Here is a 21,828-nt window from a genome sequence, read left to right as displayed (position 1 = left end):
TCTGACGGTGGCATGCGTCCGGCATGGCGAGAACGCCCGGTACTCCGTTCACGCCAGCCGCCCTCCATGCACCGGTGCACCGCCCACCGACATGTCGGCGCACAGGATCGTCCCGGTGGTCGACTCGGTCATGAGTAGCGTGGCGCCCTCGGTGCCGCCAAAGCACAGATTGGTCAGCGATGTGCCATCCGGGCTACGAATCACCTCCACAGGCTCGGCGCGATGATTGAGCACCCAGACATAACCAAGTCCGGGATTGGCCACCAGCAGATGGCCATCCGATCTCATTGCCAGACCGTCGGGGCCGCTCGGGCCGTAAGAGGTAAAGAACTGCCCGACCTTGCTGACCGAACCGTCGGCCTGCAACGGCACGCGCCATACGCTGTTGCCGCGGGTCATCGCGACGAACAGCACCTTCTCGTCAGGCGACAGGACGACACCGTTCGGGCTCGGTGCGTTGTCCAGCAGGACGTCCAGCTTGCCGTCGGGCGTCAGCCGATAGACGCGGCCCGTCGGATCGTGCAAGCCGGTCTGGCCCTGGTCGGTGAAGTAGAGGTTGCTCTGCGAATCGAAGGTCAGGTCGTTGACGCCCCGGAAGCGTTCGGAATTCCTGCGCTCGAGAAACGGGGTGACGGTTCCCGACTTTGCATCCAGACGCACCAGGCCGTTGCGATAATCAGTGATCAGGAAGTCACCGCTGGCCAGGCGCTTCATGCCATTCGGTTCACCGTCATACTCGGCAACAAGCTCCCAGTCGCCCTGCATCGAAACACGGAAAATGCGGCCGTAGGGGATGTCCGTTACCCAGAGATGGCCATCGGCCCAGACCGGCCCCTCCAGGAATGAGTCGATCGTCGCCCCGCCGCGATTGGCGTGCGCCCACGCGTTGTCAGGGTCATGCCGACGGAACGACTCCGGAAGCCGGGTGAGCACCTGTGCATCGCGTACGGCCGGTTGCTGAAGTAGGAACATCGCCGCTCCTGGTTATTGCTTCTCAATATGCGCCTTTTGCGCAACCGTTGCCCATTGCGCGGTTTCGCGCTGGATCAGCTGCGCGAACGCGGGGCTGTCCAGGTTGCCCGGCTGCGACCCCATCTGCGCAAGGAATGCCTTCATGTCGGGCGCCTGGAGCGCCTTCTGGATTTCCGTTTGCAGGCGCGTAATGACATCGTTCGGCGTGCCCTTTGGCGCGGCAAGGCCTGACCAGTTGAACAGGCTGAAGTTGGGTACACCAGCTTCAGCGAACGTAGGGACGCCCGGGAACACATCCACCCTGGTCTTGCCACTGATGCCCAGCAGACGCATCTGATTACCCTTGACCGGCGCCAGCGCGGTCGGGGTCGACACGACCAGCAGATCCACGCTACCGGACAGCAGCCCGACCATGGCCTCGCCAGCCCCCTTGTACGGCACATGCATCAGCTTGATACCTGCGGCCTGTTGGAACGCCTCGGCAGAAAAATGCGGCGAACTACCGGGGCCGCCGGTGCCAAACGTCACTTCTCCGGGATGCGCCTTGGCATAGCTGATGAGGGAGGCCAGGTCCTTGAAGCGCGAATCGGCCTTGACGCCAAGCACCACCGGCGAAAATGCGAACGGCGCGATAGGGATCAGAGCTGTCTGATGGTCCCAGTTCAGTTTCTTGAAGACATAGGGGAGGGTGGTATAGGAGTTGTCGTTCGCCAGAAGCGTGTAGCCATCGGCGGGTGCGTTCACGACCAGGGACGTGCCGATCGTGCCGGACGCGCCCGGTTTGTTCTCCACGACGAAGCTCTGCCCCGTCTGCACGGAGAGCTTCTGCGCAACCTTGCGCGTCACGACGTCGACGGCGCCGCCGGGAGGATTCGGCACGATGATGCGGACCGGTTTGTCCGGGTACGCCGCCACAGCGGACAGGCTGACAAGCAGCGTCGTTGCTGCCACCAGGCAGCCAATGGTTCGATAAAACACCTTTGTCTCCTTGTGCTGGGGGGGGCTGACTGTCCGTCGGCTCCTCCCGCGACACTTCTGTTCTAGTTGATGATGCAGCCGTGCGTCGTTCAGGCCGGCGTCGCCACGCCTTGCAGCACCGCCAGGACGTTCTTCGCCGCCCCAACCCCCATGTTCACGTACGCCGCGTTGCTGACGCCGCCGATGTGCGGCGACAGGATGAGGCTGGGAATGTCGCGGAACGGATGCGGCACGGGCATCGGTTCCACGGCAAAGCTGTCCAGGCCAGCGGCATACAGTTTGCCGCTCTGCAGCGCTTCGGCCAGTGCAGGCTCGTCGATGAGCCCGCCTCGCGCCGTATTGACCAGGATCGCGCCGTCCTTGAACGTCGCCAGTGTTTCACGGTTCAACATGCCACGGTTCTCTTCCGTCAACGGGCAGTGCAGCGACACCACGTCCGATTCCCTGAACAACCGAGGCAGGTCGACAAGCGTTACGCCTTCCGGGACTGTCGTCGCATAAGGATCGAAAGCGGTGACATGCATGCCCATCGCCACACCAATCACGGCGGCGCGGCGGCCGATCTCTCCGAGCCCCACAATACCGAGCGTGCAACCGTTCAGCTCGACGGCCCTATAAGTTGCCTTGTCCCAATGACCCTGGCGCATGCGATCGTTGAGATGTGGAACCGCTTTGGTGCACGCAAGGATCAGCGCCCACGCATGTTCTGCCACGGCGGCGGCATTGGCCCCGGCTGCGGCGGCCACCTTGATGCCGCGCGCCTGCGCAGCGGATTTATCGATGGTGTCAGTTCCGGTGCCGTGTTTCGAAATCACTTTCAAGGCTGGTGCTGCGTCCATGACTTCAGCGGTCAAGCTGCCGTAGCGCACGATAATGCCGACCGGGTTGTGCTCCTTTGCCAGGGCTGCAATATCGGCGGTCTGGGGCGTTTTCCCCGCGAATACGATCTCATAGTCACCCAGCAGCGCGAGGGCTTCCGGCGCGAGGTCGGCACCCGTGACGATAATGACTTGCTTTTTCGTCACAGTGCTTCTCCCTGCTTCAGGACGCCCGCCGTCACCAGCGATGCCAGCAGCCAGGGCGCGGTGGTATTGCCTTCCCTGATCTGGGCGATGCGCTTGGCTTCCGCCTCTTCCTTCTTTGCCGCCGCATCGAGCAAGGCTTCGATCTTCTCGCGCTCCACCACGACCAGGCCATCGGCATCGCCGCAGATGTAGTCGCCAGGGTTCACCGTGACGCCACCAACAGAAATGGGGTGTCCAATACGCCCGCCAACTTCCTTGGTGGGGCCGTTAGGGTTCGTGCCCACCGAAAAGACCGGGAACTGCATTTCGTCCAGCTCGAGGCTGTCGCGGACCGCGCCGTCGATGACGACACCAGCAAGGCCGCGCTGGCGAGCGGCATGCATCATGATCGTTCCCATCAGCGCAGAGGTCTGGTCCCCTTTGCCGTCGACGACCAGAACATCGCCCGGCTGCGCCAGCGCCAGTGCTGCGTGGATCATCAGATTGTCACCGGGGCGTACCTCGACAGTGAAGGCGGGCCCGGCGACTTTCATGGTCGGGCGCAAGGCCCTGATCCGGCCATGCAACGCGCCGCGGCGTCCGCCGACATCGGAGAGGATCGCCGGTTGGAACCTGGCAGCGCGCGCCACGATCTCGGCGGGCACGCGCTCAAACGATTTGATGATGTTGGGCAAGGTCATGATGGACTCCAGCAATATGAAATGGATAGGTAGATAAGGGCGTCAATCCAGCTTCGTGCCGGAAGTCTTGATGACCGATGCCCAGCGTCCGATGTCCTGCTTGATCAGCGCGCTGAACGCCTCAGGCGTGCCGGCCAGCACCGATGCACCTTGTTCATTCAGCTTCTTGGCGAGCTCCGGGGATTTGAGCGCCTTGTTGAACTCGGTATTGAGGCGTACCACGATGTCCTTCGGTGTCGCGGCAGGCGCGACGAAGCCGAACCAGGTCGCGGTATCAAAGCCGGGATAGCCCAGCTCGGCGACTGTCGGCACCTGGGGCAGGTCTGGCAAACGCTTCGGCGACGTCACCGCGAGCGGCCGCAGCCTGTTGTTCTTGATATGCCCGAGCAACGTTGGCACGGATGCCATGTAGAGATCGACCTGGCCGCCCATCAGGTCGTTGACCGCCTGGGCTGCGCCCTTGTACGGCACATGGGTGAACTTCACCTTCGCGGTACCTTGAAGCAGCTCGCCGCCAAGGTGCGCCACCGTGCCGTTGCCCGGCGATGCGAAATTGATCGCTCCGGGCTTTGCCTTGGCAGCCTGAATCGCGTCCTTCATCGTCTTGTAGGGCGAGTTGACATGCGTCACCAGGACGAGCGGCGCGGAGGCGACCAGACTGATGGGCGCCAGATCCTTCAATGGGTCATACGGCAACCGTTCATACAGCGAGGGATTGATTGCAAGGTTGCTGGTCTGCCCCATGACGATGGTGTAGCCATCGGCCGGCGCCTTGGCTGCCGCGTCCACCCCGAGGTTGCCACCGGACCCTGGCTTGTTCTCCACCACAAAGACCCAGCCGGTCGACTTGGCCACCGTATTGGTCACCTCGCGCGCAATGATGTCCGTGCCCCCGCCGGCGGGAAAAGGCACGATGACGCGGATGGGCTTGGTGGGGTATTGCGGCGCGGCCTGGGTAGTGGCGGACGCCAGAACCAGACCTGCGGCGAGCATGAATATGCAGCGACGGGAAATTGCCTTCATTACTGTCTCCGAATCTCGGTTTCGTTGTGCTTCGGATTGTGGTCGACCGTTTCACGGCATACAATGCTGTTTCATACCGTGCACCGCGTTTCATTCTATGAATGCGAATAGTGATCCAAGGGGCGCCTCAAAAGGCGACGATGGCGCTGGGGGCGTCATAGCGGTCACCCGCGCCCTGCGCGTACTCGAGGCGTTCGGGGTGAACGACCCCCAGCTCTCACTTGCCGAACTGAGCCGGCGGACCGGCATCCACAAGACCACCGTGCTGCGGCTGGCGCGCACGCTGGCGGCGGACAACTATCTGGTGCAGAAGGAAGACGGCAACTGGCGGCTCGGCCGCGCAGCCGGGTGGCTGGGCGCGTGCTACCAGGCCACCTTCAACGTTCAGGAAGTGGTGGAGCCGGTGCTGCGGGAGCTGACGATCAAGACCGGCGAAAGCGCTTCGTTCTACGTCCGGGAGGGACAACAGCGAACCTGCCTCGTCCGGGTCGAAGGACCGCAGGCCATCCGGCATCACGTCAGGATCGGGGCGGCCCTGCCGCTGGACAGCGGTTCGCCAGGCCGCGTCATCCTGGCGTTCTCAGGTGAGCCGGGCGAGCTTTATGAAATGATCCGCCGCCGTGGATTTCATCTGTCGCTCGGCGAGCGCGAGGCCGAAGTCTCGAGCGTGTCGGCACCGGTTTTCGGATTGCACTGGCGGCTGCTAGGCTCCATGTGCATTTCGGGACCGACCGCCCGGCTAAGCGAAGAGCGTTTGCTGGAGCTGGCACAGACAGTCGTCGACGCGGCGAACAAGCTTTCGTATGCCATGGCAGGAAGCCAACGGCCTGCGATGCAAATTGAAAGGCCGTCGACCTGGCACCCTTGAGATTGCAGATGTGGGGCAAGGAGAGCCGATAGAAATCTTAGATGACCTCTGTCAGTCGCGAGCCGGGCGTTGGGGCTAATCAAGCGGCAAGGCGATGTTGTTCTTCTGCGGCAATAGATGGATACCGTCGCTCAACGTGCGATCGCAACTGGTCATTGAGCACGGCCATCCGGATTTGTGGCGGGTTGTGCGCGCGCCGAGGCCGCCAAGCCATCTGCTGTCGTTTGACGAAGCGCCTGCTCACCACTTGGTTGACGGCCGACTCGACGAAACCGGACCGGCGAGGCTGACGCTTCGTGGGGAGGCTAGGAGCGATCCCATGCTCACAACCGTGATAATGTTCGTCGCCACCACCCTCCTGTGAGACGCAAAGTGATTTCGCACATTTTTCTTGGCGTTAACGACTTCGATCGTGCTTTTGAGTTTTATTCGGCGTTGATGCATGAACTAGGACACAACCTCAAATTCTGCGAGCGCGACACGCCATGGGCAGGGTGGATGGCAACGGACGCACCGCGGCCGCTGTTCCTTATTGGCAAGCCATATGACGGCAATGCTGCGCGAGGTGGGAATGGTCAAATGGTGGCATTGCTTGCGCGTGATCGGCAGACCGTTGACCAGGCATACGCCCGCGCGCTCGCAAACGGAGCAAATTGCGAAGGCGCTCCTGGCCTAAGAGCCCAGTATCACCCTCACTACTACGGCGCATACTTCCGAGATGCTGATGGAAACAAGCTTTGCGTATGCTGCCATCACCTGGTGTCGGTTTAGCGTTATCAATTTAGCACTGACCTGCCTCTGCGCCTGTCGACGCGGCCCTCACCTCAGATGGCCGTCGACGCGCTGGCGCGGGCAACGGAAGCCGGTCGATGCCATGCAGCGCAGGAAGTCGACAAACGCGGCTGGACTGAGATAGTTGTCATCCGAGCCATCCGTCCGGTCAAGGAAACGATGGGCGCCTGCGATCCCAGCAGGACACTCGATTATGGCGCACGACCCTCGCCCCGTTTGTGACGCTACTGGTGGGATGCTGAGGCGATCTTTTGAGAAAAAAACTTCACGAAAGCCTCGACCTTCCTCGGGTGATTGCGAGGTTTCGGAAACACCGCATATATTCCCGGCTGCTCAGATGCACCAATCTCGTCGTACTCTTCCAGCAGCCGAATCAAGCCGCCGCTGAGCAAGTCCTGCTCGACAAGCCAGTCGGGCTGCCGGGTGATTCCCTTGCCTGCTTTGGCCCATGCAATCAGCGCATGCGATTCGTTACTCGAAAATGCCCCATCTACCGGAATTGCCATAGTTGTGCCGTCCACCTGGTACTGCCAAGATGAGGAATGCGGTTCATGGCGGTAAATCAGGCACTGATGTCGTGCCAGTTCGGCCGGATGCCGGGGGGCGCCATGAGATGCCAGATAGCCGGGACTGGCGCATGTTACGCGGCGGTACGTGCTGAGGCATCGAGCCGAGAAAGCGGAATCCCCGGGTCGCCCCGCCCGCAGGGCGAGATCGAAGCCGTTGGCCACAAGGTCGACAATCCGGTCGCTAACCTGGAGATCGAGGCTGATTCTCGGGAAGCGTGCCGTGAACTCATCCAGATGCGGGTATACAAAAGTCAGCGCCACGCCCAGCGGTAATGTGACGCGCAACTCACCCCTTGGTTCCGACGCAAGGCGCCGGACCGCATCTTCCGCTTCATGCGACTGTTCAATGATGCGCTTCGCGTGTTTGTACCAGAGCCTGCCTGCCTCGGTCACGGCGATGCGACGCGTCGTCCGGTCGAGCAGGCGCGCGCCAAGCCGTTTTTCTATTCGGGCTAGTGCGCCGGTCACCGTCGCAGGCGCGAGTCCGAGGACCCGGGCTGCCTGCGCCATGCTCCCCGAGTCCACGATCTGGCAGAACACCTGCATGCTGAACAGCTGATCCATCGTCGATTATTCGTAAATCATGAAGAATCCATTCATGGGCGGCTACTTTATCAAAATTTCCGCACACCCTACGATCTTCTCCAATTTAGCATTCATCGCAACACTTCCTGGAGAAGCCCATGACCCAGCACGGCAGTTGTCTCTGCGGACACGTCAAATACCGAATCCACGGCCCGCTAACCGACGTCCTGAATTGTCATTGTTCGATGTGCCGAAAGCTTCATGCCTCGGCCTTCCGCACGAGAGCCAAGGTGGCGATTAGGGATTGGGAATGGGTATCCGGGCAGAACACCGTCAAGTTTTACGAGTCCTCGCCTGGCGAGCACAAGGGATTTTGCAGCGAATGTGGCTCAAGCATATTGACGCGATTTGACAGCAATCCCGATGTAATCGGATTCCCGCTCGGTACGCTTGATAGCGATCCCGGCGTGAAGGCCGAGCGCCATGTTTTTGTCGGCAGCAAGGCGTCGTGGTATGACATCACCGATACGCTTCTGCAGCACAAGGAATACTGAGGCCAGTCGGAACGCAGTACACATACAAGGGAAATATCACGAATAAGAAGCTTAAAATAAAGACTAGTGGAAAGCCCCAACAATGCCAGTCTCATCGGCTAGCCCTCAGCTCACCACTTTGCTATGTCTTTTGACAGGTGGTCTTACTCAACCCAAGTTCGCGCGCCCACGTCCTGGAATTGGCGTCGATATGCCAAAGGTGTCGAACCCACGATCTGCCGAAACCGCCTAGCAAAGTTATTTGGTTCACCGAATCCCGTGCTTTGCCCGATTTCTGCGGCCGAGGCGGATGTGAAAGCCAGCAAAGTCTTTGCCCGCTCGATCCGCCTTTCAGTCACGATCTCCAGAAAGGTCTTTCCGGTTTCACTTTTCAGCAGGTGGGCCAGGTGTGTTGCTGATACGTGACTGGCCTGCGCAGCGTCGCCCAACGTCAGTTCCCGCGAAAGGTTTTGGGTGATATACCGAATGCAGCGCAGCACGGACTGCTTGTACGACTGCAGCAACATCCCGTTGCTCTCGCAAAGACGAATCTTGTCACCGTGGCGTCGCCACACCATGCCAATCAGGTTTAGCAAGTGGCTGCGGATCAGCAAGTTGCTGGCCGTATCGTCACTGGGCGATTGCTGGGATTCTTGCGCCATGCGCTCGCATAGCTCCTGAAGGTACTCGGTGTCCAGTTCATCGAACTGAAAATCCAGACAATGCTGAAAGCGGAAGGGACCAAGCTCTGGCGCGCGCGCGAGCGGCACTTCCGACAACTCGAAGACATCAAGGTTAAGCGACGGTAGCAGATACTCTTTGCTGATGTTGATTACGTGGAACTTGCCGTCCGCTACGTTCGGAATGTAGTGAACCAGAAACGGCAGGACGAAGCTTACGGTGCCGGGGCGAATGGGCCGCTGCTGGCCCCCAATGTAGTGAGTGGTTTCGCCTAGTGTGTTGACGTAAATCTGGAAGTACTCGTGACGGTGCGGCACCGGGTTCGGCAGACAGTTGCTCTGATCGTGGATGCCAAAGTAGGCGCTCTGCGCCCGGGCCGCCATGGTGTAGTTCCGGATGACAGCACCCTTCTCGCCGTCGTGGTGGAGGGGCAGCAGCGGGTCGTTCGAGGGCTTCGCTCGGTGCATGGAAACGTGGGGGGCAAAGGATCGTAAGGATTGCGCATCTTTTCGCAAGCCTGTGCGTTGAGGCCGAACGACCGCGTCTCTAAACTCTAGCCACTCCGTTCAATAATCTTACACAGAGACAATCCTTATGCCTAGAGCCAGTGCGGACAGCGTCGTGCAATCGACCAAGGTCCTGAGCGTTACCCCCGCCTTCATTGATATCGTTGGCAGCGATCAACGCTTCCCGGTGCGGCGCGTCTATTGCGTGGGGCGCAACTACCTTGCCCATATCCGGGAAATGGGCGAGGGTGACGAACGCGACCCCCCATTCTTCTTCCAGAAGCCGGCCGATGCCATTGTGACCGATGGCCGCGTCCCCTATCCGACGTTTACTGATGACTTTCAGTTCGAGTTTGAACTCGTCGTTGCCATCGGCAGTGAAGCGACGGACGTGCCGCCGGACACTGCACTGGATCATGTCTTTGGCTATGCCGCAGGGCTTGACATGACGCGGCGGGACCGCCAACGCGAATGCAACAAGCGCGGCCTGCCGTGGGAGCTGGGCAAGTCATTCGACCATTCGGCGCCATGCGGTCCCATCCATCCCGTGGCGAAGGTCGGCCATCTCCGTTCGGGCGCACTGAGCCTGGCGGTAAACGGTGACGTACGACAGCACTCGGTCCTGGAGAAGATGATCTGGAACGTCCATGAAATCGTCAGCGAGCTGTCCAGGCAGTATCGCCTGCTTCCTGGCGACCTGATCTTTACCGGCACGCCAGAAGGCGTTGGTCCGGTGCAGCGCGGTGACAGGTTGATCGGCCGTATTGAAGGACTCGACCCCTTGCAGGTCGAGATCGTCTGAGTCCCGGGTCAAAGGAAACACGCCATGAAACCACTCGAACGCATCTCATTTTCGGCCATTTCCGAGCGTCCCGCCCTGACGCTGCCGGCTGGCAAGCGCCTGGCCGTTTGGGTCATCGTCAATGTTGAGGAATGGGATATCAACGAGACCATGCCGCGCACGGTTCTCACGCCTCCGGCGGGCGGTTCGCCGATGCCAGACATCCCGAACTGGGCCTGGCACGAGTACGGCAACCGCGTCGGCTTTTGGCGCATGCTGGACGTCATTGACGAGCTTGGGATCAATGCAACGCTCGCCATCAACGGCGCCGCCATCGATGCCTACGAGCCTATCGCCAAGGCGGCGAAGGCGCGTAACTGGGAGTTCATCGGCCATGGCTTTGGGCAGCGCAACATGCAGAAGGTGCCCGACGAAGCGGTCGACATCGCAAAGACCACCGAGGCCATTCGCGCCTACACCGGGAAGCGCCCCCGCGGCTGGCTCGGACCGGGGCTCACCGAGACCTGGAATACACCCGACATCCTCGCGGAGCAAGGCTACGAGTACGTGTGCGACTGGGTGCTCGACGATCAGCCCGTGGAACTGAGGACGCGAGATGGCGGCTGTATCGTGAACGTGCCCTACACACAGGAGTGCAACGATGTAGCGATGATGCTGATCCAGCATCACAAGGCCAGCGAGTATCGCGACCGCGCTATCGACCAGTTCGAGCAACTCTACGCCGATGCGAAGGACTCAGCCCGCGTGATGGCGCTGGTCGTGCATCCGTACATCATGGGCGCGCCACACCGCCTGCGCTATTTCCGGGAGGCGCTGGCGCACATTCGGGCACACGACGACGTTGCCTTCCTGACGGGAGAACAGATCCTCGATTGGTATAAGGCAGCGCGCGCGGCCTCATAGCCGGATCCGTACATCGCCAGAAACTCGAACAAATCTCTCGCTTGACGAGAAGGAGACAACACGTGAATTCCTCGACTTCGGCCGGCCCGCTGACCGGAGACGTGCGCAGCGATGCGCCCGTCACGGCATTGGAGATCGGCATGTTTCTTGTGCTGCTTGCCTCCTATGCGCTCAACGCGATGGACCGGCAGATCTTTCCGCTGATCGCCGCAGATGTGCGAAGGGAGTTTGGGTTCGGCCTCGCCGACACCGGCCTGCTTTCGACCATCTTTACGCTCGGCATGGCACTGGCGGGGGTGCCGACAGGCTACCTGCTGGCGCGGTGGTCGCGCAAGGCCGTGCTCCAGATTGGCATCGCGATCTTCTCGCTTGGCACGCTGTTGACTGCCTACTCGAGCGGCTTTGCCGACATGATCCTCTACCGCGCCGCTACTGGCATCGGCGAAGCGATGCAGCTGACTGTGGTGATCGCCATCGCGGCGAGCTATTTCGCTCGCTTCCGCGCGACGGCCGTTGGGGCCATCAACTTCTCCTTCGGTGTCGGAGCCATCGTGGGACCGCTGCTCGGTGGGCACCTGATCGGCATTGAGCGAAACTGGCGCTTGCCGCTGGTGGTGTTCGGCCTGACCGGATTTGTCGCAATGGCGCTGATCGCGGCTACCGTGAGCAAGCGCATGACCGAAAAGGCCAGCGCGATCGCCACGCACATCGACACGCGCGGTGCAACCACGATGTGGAACCGCAACACGGCTCTCTTGACTGTGATGAGCATCATTGGCGGGTTGTGCATCTATGGCTACCTCGGCATGTACCCCACGTTCCTGCGCGAGCATCTGCACTACACGCCGTCGGACACTGGTCGCGTCATGAGTATCTTCGGGTGCGGCGTGTTCGCCTCCATCTTTGGCGGCTGGCTTGGCGACCGCTTCCACCCCAAGCTTGTGTTGTCGCTGAGCTTTGCGGGGACCGGGCTGCTCGGCTTCCTTCTGTTCTCGGGGCCGACGGGCATGTTGGTCCAATCGGTGCTGTCATTCGTGTGGGGGCTGGTGGTAAGTGGCGTGCTGTACGTGAACCTGGCCGGCTACCATATCAAGTCCGTGCGCTCTTCGCTCACGAATCGGGCCACCGGTGTCTTTGTCACGACGCTCTACGGCGCGGGCGCTTTCGCGGGCTACATCATCGGCGGCATCGCGGCGCGCTTTGGCTGGAGCACCGCCGGCTTTGCGCAGATCACCTTGCTATCGGTCTTCGGAATAGTACTCACCGTGCTACTGCGGACCGACCGGATGTCCTTGCCTGTGCGTAAGCCATGACGCCGGCCGAATGGGTGCTGCTCGGTGGCGCTGCGACTTTCGCCGGGACGCTGAATGCGGTGGCAGGCGGCGGTAGTTTCCTGACACTGCCGGCCTTGGCGATGGTCGGCGTGCCGCCGGTATCTGCCAACGCCACCGGGACCGCCGCGCTCCTGCCTGGCTATATGGCGGGTGCCTGGGCACAGCGCAAGGATCTGTCGGGGCCGATGGCACCCTCGCTTCTTCGGCTAAGCGTGCTGTCGGTGCTGGGCGGTGCGGCAGGCGCCACGTTGCTGCTGTCGACCTCGAACAGCGACTTCGGGCGCATTGTGCCATGGTTGCTGTTGGCCGCGACCCTTCTCTTTGCCTGTGGGCCAAGGCTTCTGCGCAAAGGAGCCGTCGCATCGCAGTCCCCCAGTGAATGGATCACGGACATCTGCATCGCTGCGGTCGCGATCTACGGTGGCTATTTCAACGGCGGTCTCGGCATCTTGCTGCTGGCGGTTCTCGCTGCGCTCGGGCACACCGACATGAGCCGGATGAACGGCATCAAGAACTTCGTCTCCGTGATCCTGACGCTGATAGCTGTCGTCATTTATGCGGCCAGCGGCGCCATCGCCTGGACGCATGCACTATGGATGGCGAGCGGCGCCACAGCCGGCGGGTATTTCGGCGGCGTCACGGCTCGGCGACTTAAACCGGCCCTGGTGCGTGGCTTCGTCGTCCTGACAGGGCTGGCAATGACCGCAGCATTCTTTCTCGAGACGAGTTGACCACAACCGTCTTCCTGCAATCCAAATCGCATCGGAAAGGAACATGAGAACAACCAGAAGAGAATTCGCCAAGGTCGCCGGCGCAATGATGGTCGCGGCAACCGGGATCCCCTCGCTTGTCGCTTCGGCATCGGCTTCGGCGGGAGGCGGCATGCCATCCGCGGCGTCCGGAGCCCGTCGAGGCACCTACCTGATCAAGAACGGCATGGTCATCACGGTCGACCGGAAGAATGGCGTCATGCCACGCGCCGACATCTTGATTCGAAACGGCGTGATCGAGAAGATCGGTCGGGGTCTGAGCACGGCCGGCGCGCAGACGATCGATGCCGCGGACATGATCGTCATGCCCGGCTTCGTCAACTCTCACTACCATATGTGGAGCGCGATCGGACGCAGCTTCACCGCGCGGAACGGCGGCTTCTCCTACTACCCGGCCAAGAGCGCCACATCCGCCTTGTACACGCCGGAGGACTTCTACAACAGCGTGCTCCTTGCGTGCGCCGAACTAGCGAACGGCGGGACCACTACCGTGCACAACTGGTCGCATAACACCCGCTCCGCGGCCCATGCGGATGCCGAACTTCGCGCGCACCAGCACTCTCTGCTGAGGGCCCGTTACTCGTACGGCCACATTGACAAGCTCCCGGTAGACGAGGTGAACAGGTTCGGCGACCTTGCGCGCGTCCAGCGCAAATGGTTCGGTGCAAACTCCCCATTCGAAGGTTTGGTGCACCTGGGACTGAATCTGCGTGGTCCGCAACAGAGCACCGATGCTGTCTTTCACGAGGAAATGAAGTTCGTCAAGAAGAGTGGGCTTCCCGTAGCGATCCACGCGCCGCAGGAGTCGCCCAACAATGTCGATGCTGTCGACTACGAGAGGCGCGGTTACCTCGGCCCCGATTTTATGATCGCGCATTACGTCCCGGCGACGACCGAGGACTTGATGGCGATGGCGCGCACGAAGACACCGCTCTCCTTTGCGACACATTCCGAACTCCGGCTCAGCAGCACGGGCGATGCCCGGGCTGCGCTGTTCGCGATGCGTGCCGCGGGGCTGACTATCTCATTGTCGAGCGACGCGACGTCCATTGCCCCACCGGACATGTTCGAAATGATGCGTTTCACCTGGAACCTCGGGGTGCCCTGGGTTGGCACCCCCAGCGAGCGGGCAAGGGCGGTCAGCGTGCAAGAGGTGATCGAGATGGCGACGATCAATGGAGCCATCGCGATGGGGATCGGCGACATCACTGGATCGATCACTGAAGGCAAGCGCGCAGACATCATTCTGGTGCGGGCCAAGGATCTGAACATCTGGCCAATAGGCAATATCGAAACGGCGATTGTGCAGAGCGGCAGCGCCAGCAACGTCGACACGGTGTTAGTCGATGGCCGAATAATAAAGAGAAGCGGTCGCTTGCTAGCCTACAACGTGGACAGCATTGTTCGCGGTGCTCAGCAGTCCTCCAATCGGATTCTCAATGCGGCTGATGAGATGATGAAGTTATGAGTAGTCTAAAGAGTGAGTGGGACGAACGCCGCCTTCTGTTCGAGATGAAATGCACACCGAACTCCCTCCGTGGACCAGGCAGCGGGAGTTATTTGTCCGCCCAAGGGGCGACCACTCGATTTAGTCGAGACGAACGCGAGCACGTTCTTCGCATATGCGTTCTTCGTTTTGTACGGTCCGGCAAGGCAACGCCGCGTTGTCCGGACCTTCATCCTTTACTTCCCAGGCCCTGCCCATGCGCACAGCACGCTTGCTATCATGTAGTTCTATCGCGGCCCTTGCCACCCTCGTTGTGCCGGCGCTCTGCATCGCCAATGCCAACGCCGCCGAGCAGATCGTCAGGCATCGCAACCCGGCGCACATGACCGAACCGTGGGCGCGTGAGTTCGCGGAGGTGATCGAGATTCCCGCCAATGCGCAGCTGCTTGTGCTCAGCGGCGTGGGGCCCACGGTGGCGAATGCCTCGGCGCTGCCCGATACCGCGGCCTCCTATGGCGACACCGCAACCCAGACTCGCAGCGTGCTTGGCCAGATCGAGCGCATCCTCCAGGATCGCGGCTATCGCATGGGCGACATCGTCTCCATGCAGGCGTTGATTGTGGCAGACCCGGCCACGGGCGAGCCAGACTTCACCGGCTTCTCGAGCGCCTATAAGCAATACTTCGGAACAGACAAGCAGCCCAACGTGCCGGTGCGCACGCGAGCCGAAGTCTTGCGGCTGGTGCCGCCGGGATGGCTAGTCGAAGTCACCGTCATGGCGAGCCGTGTGCCGTCGCGGCGGCCACAGTAGAAGACATAGGCTAACTAGCGGTGTGCCGCAACCGGGAGGGCGGAGCTCGCGTGGCCGGGCGCAGGTAGTGGGACAGCGCACCTAACTCTCGCTGGAACATGACTGAGTGCGCCGAGCCGCCGCCTGCGAGGCGGGTTGCCCAGGGATCGGCTTGGCGGCCCGACGAGCTGTCGCGTGTCGTGGCCCTCATGTGTTGCAGTGGTGCTCCCCGGTATTTGCTCTCGATTATGATCTGATTTATACAATAAGGCCAAATGAAAGTAAGAGCATTATGCATCGCTTCGCTAGGAGTTGTGGTGCTAACTCAAACATCACTATCCTGTGCGCAAAATTTTAATGGGAAAAATCTCTTTACGCAGAGATGTGCCATATGCCATGGAGCAGACCTCAAAGGGACAGGGCCATTGGCCAAGAAAAGCATTCCTCCCACACCTGATCTGACAACCGCCGCTTTCAAAAGACGACTCAATGATTATCCTGGTGTTATTGTTTCATCGGTGATACTTCGTCCAAATGGAGACTTGATTCCAAGAACTTTGCAAGAGAATGGTGTAAGGCTGGCGCCGCACTCTTGGACTGTTCAAGATTTTCGAGATTTAAATAAATACATGAGTGGTGTGATTTCAAATAGCCGGTGATCGTGAGGCAAGAAGACGATACGGAAGTTCGGTGATCGCGGCCACTTTTCCTTGTGTCCGGCCGTTAGCCAGACGACATTAGTCTGGCGTGAAGGGCGGCCAGATTCTAAGTGACTGCTCTGGATTTGAACCGTTGTCTGCGCCGGTTCGTAGGCAGTTCAACTATGGAGCTTGCGCATCCGCATGTCCTCGATCATGCGCTGGCGCGGCGGGCTGATGGTAGGCGTCGGGATTGACATGGCTGTGCTCCTGTCGAGAATCGAGGCAAATTGCCTCGATTCTCAACATAGGGAACAGCACAGGCGGTTCAGTCACTTTGTGCAATGGCCGGAGGGCTACCGCGCGAGCGGTTTAGTCCACTGGCCGGACCCGGACGACCGCGCAGGTTGGTGGATGACTGTGATCGTAGACCGTGCCTCCTGCCCTACCTTCGACACGACGTTGCTGTCTCAGGACAGGTTCACTGCTTCACGGGCCAACTTCAACGAAGAGACCAGGCGGTGCACAGAACGCACGCCCGTGCCGACTTTTGAAAACATGCTGGCGGTACGACCTTATGCCACGCCTTAACATGGCCAGTCTTGCAGTGCTCAGCCATCTCACTTGCGTCGATCCGTTTCCATCACCGGGCCCTGGGCAGCATGCAGCGGGAATCGGCCTGGCCCGTCGACGCCGCACCCCGGCGAGGAGCCGGCGCGTCGTGTCGCGCTGGCGTGGCTGACCTCGGCCGATCCGGCAAATGCGGTGCGCCTCGCATCTGATGAAGAGCGCGGCGCGCTGCTATCTGCCTTTAGTACAGACTCAAGTAGCCCGGCGGGGTTACCATCAGCCGTTTCCCTCGTCCCCCCCCGAAGCCGTCGATCAGCGCATCCCATCTTGGCGGCGCGGTAAATACCTCATCCAGCAAGTCGAGGAATGCCCGCACGTTGGGGCTTGCGCGCCGGCTCTCGGGCCATAGCGCGGTAATGTTCGCGCGAGGGACCGCTAACCGCGGCATGACCGGGACCAGCTCCCCTCGCATCACATGCGTCGCCGCCAGATAGGTCGGCATGATGCCGATCCCGCCGCCGGCGATGACGATCGACGCCACCACGTCGCTTACATCCGCGACGATGCCCGCATCCGGAGCAATCTCGACCAGCTCCCCATCCACGGAAGACGGCCAGCGCAACGCCTGGCCCGAACTCTGGAAGCGGAATTTCACGCAGTCATGCCGATCCAGCTCCTCCGGGCGCGTGGGCGTGCCTTTCCGAGCCAGGTACGCGGGCGCGGCAAACGCGCAGATCCGGTGCGGCGCCAGATGGCGCGAGATCAGGCGGGAATTCGGGAGATCGCCTACGCGGATGGCGATATCGATGCCCTCGGCAACGAGGTCGGCCATCTGGTCGCGGATGCGCAGGTCGACCGCGAGGGCGGGATGCCGCGCGCGAAATAGCACCAGCGCCGGTGCCAGCACATGCACGCCGATCGGATACGGCGCCGCCACGCGGATTATCCCGGAAGGACCGTTTCTAGTGGAAATCGCGGCCTGCTGTATTTCCTCCGCTTCGTGCAACAGGCGCATCGCGCGCTCGCGCAACCCCTCGCCCTCGTGGGTCAGGCGCAACGACCTCGTTGTGCGGATGAACAGCGGGATCCCGAGCTGCTTCAACACGCTTTCACCCGGCACCACCGCCACCCCGCTGTTGGGCCGCACGCTCGGCGACGCCCGCGGCGGCTATGTCACGGAGCTCAGCGCACGGCTGCCGCTGAAGAAGATCGTTCCTATGCAACAGGCTGCCGCCGCCGTCATGTTCCTGATCCAGAACGACTTCATGAACGGCGAGACGCTGCACATCGACGGCGGCCAGCGCCTGGTTTGAGCCGGCCTTGCCGGCAGCCAACGGCCAGGTTCCGTTTGGCCGGGGACGACATTGACCTAGCCTCACGCCGGCCGGCGCTCTTCAACGATCTTCTTGTCGCTACTGGCTGACGTGCCGGGCCCGGACGTCGCGCGAACTCATGACTTTCTTCCTGCTGGCTCCATGAGCACCGAACCAGGCTAATTGCGGCGCACGAAAGAGCCGCCATCTGCGGCTGATCCTCTACTTACCGCTTTAGGAGTCCTGAGTGCTTCGAACGTTGCACCGACGCGATACCACCAATAAGTAGGCTTCGATAACCTCGCGTTGTTTGCGAGCATTGTTTCGGACGTCGCCGCGATTGCCCACCCATTCTTGAAGCCCTCGTCAACATTGTCGACAGCTTTTCTATTGTCGGACGGCGGCTGATAGTGCCTAGCACGAAGCGATCGGAGACCGCTCCATCGACAGCAAGGAGTCGGGCCATGCCGGGGGTAACATTCAGGTACGTGTGCGACGTACTCCGGCGCGGGTGGTACACCGGGTTCTGCCTGGTTACAGGTTTGAGAGCGTGCTGCTTTGACGTGAATCAATCACAGGCGGAAGAGCTTACGTAAGCTTGAATCGTTGCTATAGGAGGCCGGGATGACCATTGTCGTGCTACCGAGCGACGGCTCGCCATACAGCATTAGAGCCGCGAGAAGACTGGTTTCTCCCGGTCTCTTTGAGCGCCCGCTGGAAGTGCACCTAGTGCACGCGTTTCCCGATATCAGCGGCAGGGCGCAGGCATATTTCTCGAAGCCCCAGATCGATCAGTGGGCAAACGAGGCCGCAGATAACGCATTCCAGGCAATTCGCCCATTACTGAAGGCGGCTCACTGTGCGGTGACCGAACATGCTTGCATTGGTGAGCCAGCGCCACGAATCGTAGACGTGGTGCTAGCGTGCCGAGCCGACGTCATCGTCATGGGCACGCACGGCCGGGGCGCTTTCCTGTCGGCCGTCCTCGGGTCGGTGGCAGCGCGCGTGTTAGCTTCCTCTCCCGTTCCGGTCTTGCTGGTGCCTAAGCACCATGGCCATGACTGAAGTGCGGCCACGGTGACACGCGATAGAGGTGAGTCTGCAGCAGTGCATGTCTGCGGGTTCCGCTGCTAGCGCAGGGGGACGGCTGCCGTCACAGACCGCATGTTGTCGTGCCGTCGCTTGTCGGCAGCTCATGTACAATCGCCGATAGGGTGTCTACGCTGCACGTCGCAGTGAGACAGGTTAATGCGTTGGTCGGGCCGCCAACGCAAATGCTCTATGACTGTGGACCGACTCCCGCCCCCACCGCCCCCACCACGGCAACCATTGCCGCGTGCTCAAGTTTTAGCCGAGAAGGCATTCTCGGCGCTCGAACATTTTCTTCATATCGAGGCCGTCAGCGGCATTGTCCTGCTCGCCGCCGCCGGGATCGCGCTACTTTGGGCGAATTCCCCCGCTTCCCACAGCTACCACGCCCTATGGCATACCCCGCTCTCATTCGGGATAGGTAGCCATCTGGTATCGCAATCCCTGCATTTTTGGATCAACGACGCCCTGATGACCATCTTCTTTCTCGTCGTTGGGATGGAAATCCGGCGCGAAATCCATGAGGGAGCGCTGGCGAACGTGCGCCTTTCGGCCCTGCCAATGGCTGCGGCGCTTGGTGGCGTGATCGTCCCCGCGTTGATCTACCTCGCGATAAACACAGAGATGCCCCAGCGCCAGGGTTGGGCGGTGCCAACCGCTACTGACATCGCGTTCGCCGTCGGGGTGCTCGCGTTACTCGGCAAATCCATACCCGGCAACGTTCGAGTGTTCCTGCTCGCGCTGGCGATCATCGACGACATTGTCGCGGTCCTGATTATCGCAGTGGCCTTCTCGGGCGGGTTGGACTATGGGGGGCTTCTTGTTGCAGGTACAGGTATTCTAATGGTCCTGGGGCTGCAATGGATCGGCGTCGGAACCGCCTATGCTTACGTCGTACCGGGGGCCATTCTGTGGCTGGGAATGCTGAAGACCGGTGCCCACCCGACGCTCGCTGGCGTCGTGCTTGGCATGATGACGCCGGTACTGCCCGGTCGCACGCGAGAACGGCCTTTGGATGTGGCCATGCGTGCGCTCCTTGATCTGCGCGCTCGCGCGACCGCTCGGACACCTAAACCAGAACACATCGCGGCACCGCTTAAGCAACTGCGTCACGCCCAGCGGGAGCTACTACCGCCCGTGATCCGTGTACAGATGGCGCTTCACCCTTGGGTCGCCTACCTTGTCATGCCGCTCTTTGCCTTGGCAAATGCCGGAGTGAGCATTGATGGCGTCGATCTCACTAGCGGCGGATCGCTAGGCGCGATGTTTGGTGTTGTCCTTGCACTGGTCGTAGGCAAACCTCTCGGCATCGTGTCGGTCAGCTGGCTGGCCGTACGCCTGGGCTGGTGCCAGTTGCCGCCCGACGTGACCTGGCGCGGCGTATGCCTGGTTGGACTACTGGCCGGCATCGGCTTCACGATGTCGATATTCATCGCCACGCTTGCGTTCGAGGATGTCAACCTACTTGGGGCTGCCAAGCTTGGCGTGCTCTTGGCATCGGCGATAGCTGCCACCATAGGGCTGACCTGGGGTTTCATTTATGCCAGGGGCCGAAGACCGAGCATGGAACGAGCCGACGAATCTACTGCGGCGGCGTCCGACTGAAGGGGCTACGCGTGCATCGGCGTGGGAAGTTGCTACAGAATCGATGTCCGCTAGGACAGGCAGGGAGTTGATTCGCCCGTTACGGTAAGACGCGCTCGCGGCGCAAGCGAGCCTGCTACTACTGGTATGGTGATGTTGGGGTGGACCAAATCATGGGCGCCTATCAGCCACCAGTCCAAGCCATGACAAGTGCGCACCGCTATTGTTTTTCCGTACTGCCAGCGAATCGTTCGATCTTGCTAGTCGGCCCAGAGACGACCAGCAAGTCTCCCGGCTGGATCGTGGTGGTTGCTGTCGCATGTTCAAACTCTTCGTTGGGACGCTTGATGCCCACCACGGTAACGCCGAATTTCTCGCGCACCCTGGACACCAACAGCGCCTTATTGTGGGTTGAAGTTGGCGCATGGATCCTAGCGATGGCAAAGCCATCGTCGAATTCGATGAAATCGATCATGCGACCGGTGATCAAATGTGCAACTCGTGCACCCATGTCCGCTTCTGGATAAACCACATGGTGCGCACCGATGCGTTGCGCGATCTGACCATGCTCAGGGGTAAAGGCCTTGACCCAGATATCCTTGATCTCAAGTTCGGTCAGTGACATCAAAGTCATCAGGCTGGACGACATGTCTGTGCCGATCGCGACTATGGCGTGAGAGAAATCCGCCACGCCGAGTTGGCGCATCACAGCCACATCAGTCGAGTCAGCTTGGACTGCGTAGGTCAACGCATTTGACCAGCGCTGCACAAGATCGGCATCCTTGTCGATCCCCATGACATCGTGGCCGAGGCGGATTAGCGATTGCGCAACTGAGCTGCCGAAACGTCCGAGCCCGATCACAACGACGCTGTCTCCTGCAGAGAAAGAGAATTGCTCGGTAAATAACCTAGCCAACAATTGGGTGCTCCTCAGGGTAGCGGTATGGCGTGCGATGCTCGCCCATCGCCAACGATACGGCGAGCGTAATGGTGCCGACCCGGCCTGCGTACATGAGCGCGGTCAGCGTAAGCTGAGCGGAAGCCGGAAGGTCCGCTGTGATGCCAGTCGACAAGCCAACTGTACCGAAAGCTGAAATGACTTCAAAGATGACCTGATCAGTCGGCAACTCGGTAACGAATAGAATGGTGAGTGTTCCCGCCGTAATTAGGGCGCTTCCCAGTGCCAGCACGGTGATCGCCTGCCTATGTGCCGAGTTGCTAACGCGCCGCCCGAACGCCTCAGTGTCGCCACGACCGCGGATCTCAGCGAGCACCAGCAATGCGAGTATTGCAATGGTGCCAACCTTGACTCCGCCGGCGGTACTGGCGCTACCTCCGCCAACGAACATCAAGAAAAAATGGTTCATCGCCGATCTGCGTGACCGTTTAGAAACAAAAAGGGCCAACAAGCCCACCACTGTTATCTTGGAGTTGCG

Annotated in this window: 23 protein-coding genes and 1 pseudogene; 13 read left to right on the top strand and 11 right to left on the bottom strand. The window is 60.8% G+C overall.

The window, feature by feature from the left end:
- Positions 1 to 48: 48 nt before the first annotated feature.
- The 5 genes from AC1Q6V_RS07850 to AC1Q6V_RS07830 form a co-directional block, all read right to left on the bottom strand.
- Positions 49 to 972, bottom strand: a complete 924-nt coding sequence (locus AC1Q6V_RS07850) for an SMP-30/gluconolactonase/LRE family protein (protein WP_454751335.1) — start codon at positions 970 to 972, stop codon at positions 49 to 51.
- Between the two features lie 12 nt (positions 973 to 984).
- Positions 985 to 1,950, bottom strand: coding sequence for a Bug family tripartite tricarboxylate transporter substrate binding protein (locus AC1Q6V_RS07845; RefSeq protein WP_011616507.1), 966 nt, complete (start codon positions 1,948 to 1,950; stop codon positions 985 to 987).
- An 89-nt stretch (positions 1,951 to 2,039) separates the two neighbouring features.
- Positions 2,040 to 2,975 (bottom strand): NAD(P)-dependent oxidoreductase, encoded by a 936-nt coding sequence (locus AC1Q6V_RS07840; RefSeq protein ID WP_454751334.1) that lies wholly within the window; start codon positions 2,973 to 2,975, stop codon positions 2,040 to 2,042.
- Positions 2,972 to 3,655 (bottom strand): RraA family protein, encoded by a 684-nt coding sequence (locus AC1Q6V_RS07835; protein ID WP_010812580.1) that lies wholly within the window; start codon positions 3,653 to 3,655, stop codon positions 2,972 to 2,974. The genes AC1Q6V_RS07840 and AC1Q6V_RS07835 overlap by 4 nt, the downstream gene beginning before the upstream one ends.
- Before the next feature lie 42 nt (positions 3,656 to 3,697).
- On the bottom strand, positions 3,698 to 4,678 hold the full coding sequence (locus tag AC1Q6V_RS07830) for a Bug family tripartite tricarboxylate transporter substrate binding protein (RefSeq protein ID WP_010812579.1): 981 nt from the start codon (positions 4,676 to 4,678) through the stop codon (positions 3,698 to 3,700).
- 97 nt (positions 4,679 to 4,775) lie between these two features.
- Between AC1Q6V_RS07830 and AC1Q6V_RS07825 the strand changes: the two genes are divergently transcribed.
- Positions 4,776 to 5,546, top strand: coding sequence for an IclR family transcriptional regulator (locus AC1Q6V_RS07825; RefSeq protein ID WP_011616511.1), 771 nt, complete (start codon positions 4,776 to 4,778; stop codon positions 5,544 to 5,546).
- Positions 5,547 to 5,625: 79 nt separating this feature from the next.
- Here AC1Q6V_RS07825 and AC1Q6V_RS07820 read toward each other — a convergent pair.
- Positions 5,626 to 5,895 (bottom strand): annotated as a pseudogene (locus AC1Q6V_RS07820) (hypothetical protein); the annotation flags it as partial.
- A gap of 23 nt (positions 5,896 to 5,918) precedes the next feature.
- On the opposite strand from AC1Q6V_RS07820, the gene AC1Q6V_RS07815 reads away from it, so the two are divergent.
- Positions 5,919 to 6,317: a VOC family protein gene (locus tag AC1Q6V_RS07815; RefSeq protein WP_010812577.1), complete on the top strand. Its 399-nt coding sequence runs from the start codon at positions 5,919 to 5,921 to the stop codon at positions 6,315 to 6,317.
- A 245-nt stretch (positions 6,318 to 6,562) separates the two neighbouring features.
- Here AC1Q6V_RS07815 and AC1Q6V_RS07810 read toward each other — a convergent pair whose 3' ends face one another.
- On the bottom strand, positions 6,563 to 7,471 hold the full coding sequence (locus tag AC1Q6V_RS07810) for a LysR family transcriptional regulator (RefSeq protein WP_454751333.1): 909 nt from the start codon (positions 7,469 to 7,471) through the stop codon (positions 6,563 to 6,565).
- Positions 7,472 to 7,590: 119 nt separating this feature from the next.
- Here AC1Q6V_RS07810 and AC1Q6V_RS07805 point away from each other — a divergent pair, with 119 nt between their 5' ends.
- Positions 7,591 to 7,986, top strand: coding sequence for a GFA family protein (locus AC1Q6V_RS07805; protein ID WP_011616585.1), 396 nt, complete (start codon positions 7,591 to 7,593; stop codon positions 7,984 to 7,986).
- A 143-nt stretch (positions 7,987 to 8,129) separates the two neighbouring features.
- On the opposite strand, the gene AC1Q6V_RS07800 is transcribed toward AC1Q6V_RS07805, so the two are convergent.
- A complete protein-coding gene (locus tag AC1Q6V_RS07800) occupies positions 8,130 to 9,113 on the bottom strand; it encodes a helix-turn-helix transcriptional regulator (RefSeq protein ID WP_051398552.1) in 984 nt (327 codons plus the stop codon).
- Positions 9,114 to 9,267: 154 nt separating this feature from the next.
- Here AC1Q6V_RS07800 and AC1Q6V_RS07795 point away from each other — a divergent pair, with 154 nt between their 5' ends.
- The 7 genes from AC1Q6V_RS07795 to AC1Q6V_RS07765 all read left to right on the top strand — a co-directional run bounded on the left by AC1Q6V_RS07795 (position 9,268) and on the right by AC1Q6V_RS07765 (position 15,857).
- Entirely contained in the window at positions 9,268 to 9,954 is a 687-nt protein-coding gene (locus AC1Q6V_RS07795; protein ID WP_439669657.1) for a fumarylacetoacetate hydrolase family protein, read from the top strand.
- A gap of 24 nt (positions 9,955 to 9,978) precedes the next feature.
- A complete protein-coding gene (locus tag AC1Q6V_RS07790) occupies positions 9,979 to 10,857 on the top strand; it encodes a polysaccharide deacetylase family protein (RefSeq protein WP_010812572.1) in 879 nt (292 codons plus the stop codon).
- Positions 10,858 to 10,919: 62 nt separating this feature from the next.
- Positions 10,920 to 12,170 carry an MFS transporter gene (locus AC1Q6V_RS07785; protein WP_010812571.1) on the top strand — a complete coding sequence of 417 codons (1,251 nt, stop codon included), beginning with the start codon at positions 10,920 to 10,922 and terminating at the stop codon, positions 12,168 to 12,170.
- Positions 12,167 to 12,922, top strand: coding sequence for a sulfite exporter TauE/SafE family protein (locus tag AC1Q6V_RS07780; protein ID WP_454751332.1), 756 nt, complete (start codon positions 12,167 to 12,169; stop codon positions 12,920 to 12,922). The genes AC1Q6V_RS07785 and AC1Q6V_RS07780 overlap by 4 nt, the downstream gene beginning before the upstream one ends.
- A 43-nt stretch (positions 12,923 to 12,965) precedes the next feature.
- Complete coding sequence (locus tag AC1Q6V_RS07775) at positions 12,966 to 14,429, top strand: amidohydrolase family protein (protein WP_041687964.1); 1,464 nt, start codon at positions 12,966 to 12,968, stop codon at positions 14,427 to 14,429.
- Positions 14,430 to 14,664: 235 nt separating this feature from the next.
- Entirely contained in the window at positions 14,665 to 15,219 is a 555-nt protein-coding gene (locus AC1Q6V_RS07770; RefSeq protein WP_081645169.1) for a RidA family protein, read from the top strand.
- Between the two features lie 254 nt (positions 15,220 to 15,473).
- Positions 15,474 to 15,857: a c-type cytochrome gene (locus tag AC1Q6V_RS07765; protein ID WP_010812567.1), complete on the top strand. Its 384-nt coding sequence runs from the start codon at positions 15,474 to 15,476 to the stop codon at positions 15,855 to 15,857.
- Between the two features lie 790 nt (positions 15,858 to 16,647).
- On the opposite strand, the gene AC1Q6V_RS07760 is transcribed toward AC1Q6V_RS07765, so the two are convergent.
- Positions 16,648 to 17,511, bottom strand: coding sequence for a substrate binding domain-containing protein (locus tag AC1Q6V_RS07760; RefSeq protein ID WP_492344485.1), 864 nt, complete (start codon positions 17,509 to 17,511; stop codon positions 16,648 to 16,650).
- Here AC1Q6V_RS07760 and AC1Q6V_RS07755 point away from each other — a divergent pair.
- From AC1Q6V_RS07755 to nhaA, 3 genes are all read left to right on the top strand, one after another.
- Positions 17,480 to 17,719, top strand: coding sequence for an SDR family oxidoreductase (locus tag AC1Q6V_RS07755; RefSeq protein WP_454751378.1), 240 nt, complete (start codon positions 17,480 to 17,482; stop codon positions 17,717 to 17,719). The genes AC1Q6V_RS07760 and AC1Q6V_RS07755 overlap by 32 nt on opposite strands.
- Positions 17,720 to 18,343: 624 nt before the next feature.
- Positions 18,344 to 18,784, top strand: coding sequence for a universal stress protein (locus AC1Q6V_RS07750; protein WP_010812563.1), 441 nt, complete (start codon positions 18,344 to 18,346; stop codon positions 18,782 to 18,784).
- A gap of 216 nt (positions 18,785 to 19,000) precedes the next feature.
- The gene (gene nhaA / locus AC1Q6V_RS07745; protein WP_052181700.1) at positions 19,001 to 20,413 is read left to right on the top strand and encodes a Na+/H+ antiporter NhaA; all 1,413 of its coding nucleotides are present in this window, start codon (positions 19,001 to 19,003) and stop codon (positions 20,411 to 20,413) included.
- A 199-nt stretch (positions 20,414 to 20,612) separates the two neighbouring features.
- Here nhaA and AC1Q6V_RS07740 read toward each other — a convergent pair whose 3' ends face one another.
- Together AC1Q6V_RS07740 and AC1Q6V_RS07735 are read right to left on the bottom strand one after the other, a co-directional pair.
- Entirely contained in the window at positions 20,613 to 21,308 is a 696-nt protein-coding gene (locus tag AC1Q6V_RS07740) for a potassium channel family protein (RefSeq protein ID WP_454751330.1), read from the bottom strand.
- A partial coding sequence (locus tag AC1Q6V_RS07735) for a potassium transporter TrkG (RefSeq protein ID WP_492316305.1) occupies positions 21,301 to 21,828 on the bottom strand: 528 nt, incomplete at its 5' end. The genes AC1Q6V_RS07735 and AC1Q6V_RS07740, both read right to left, overlap by 8 nt.

It is taken from the genome of Cupriavidus sp. GW823-FHT07B10, assembly GCF_058794355.1.
The sequence above is the reverse complement of the archived record's forward strand: the minus strand, read 5'-3'. Positions and strand labels throughout refer to the sequence as shown.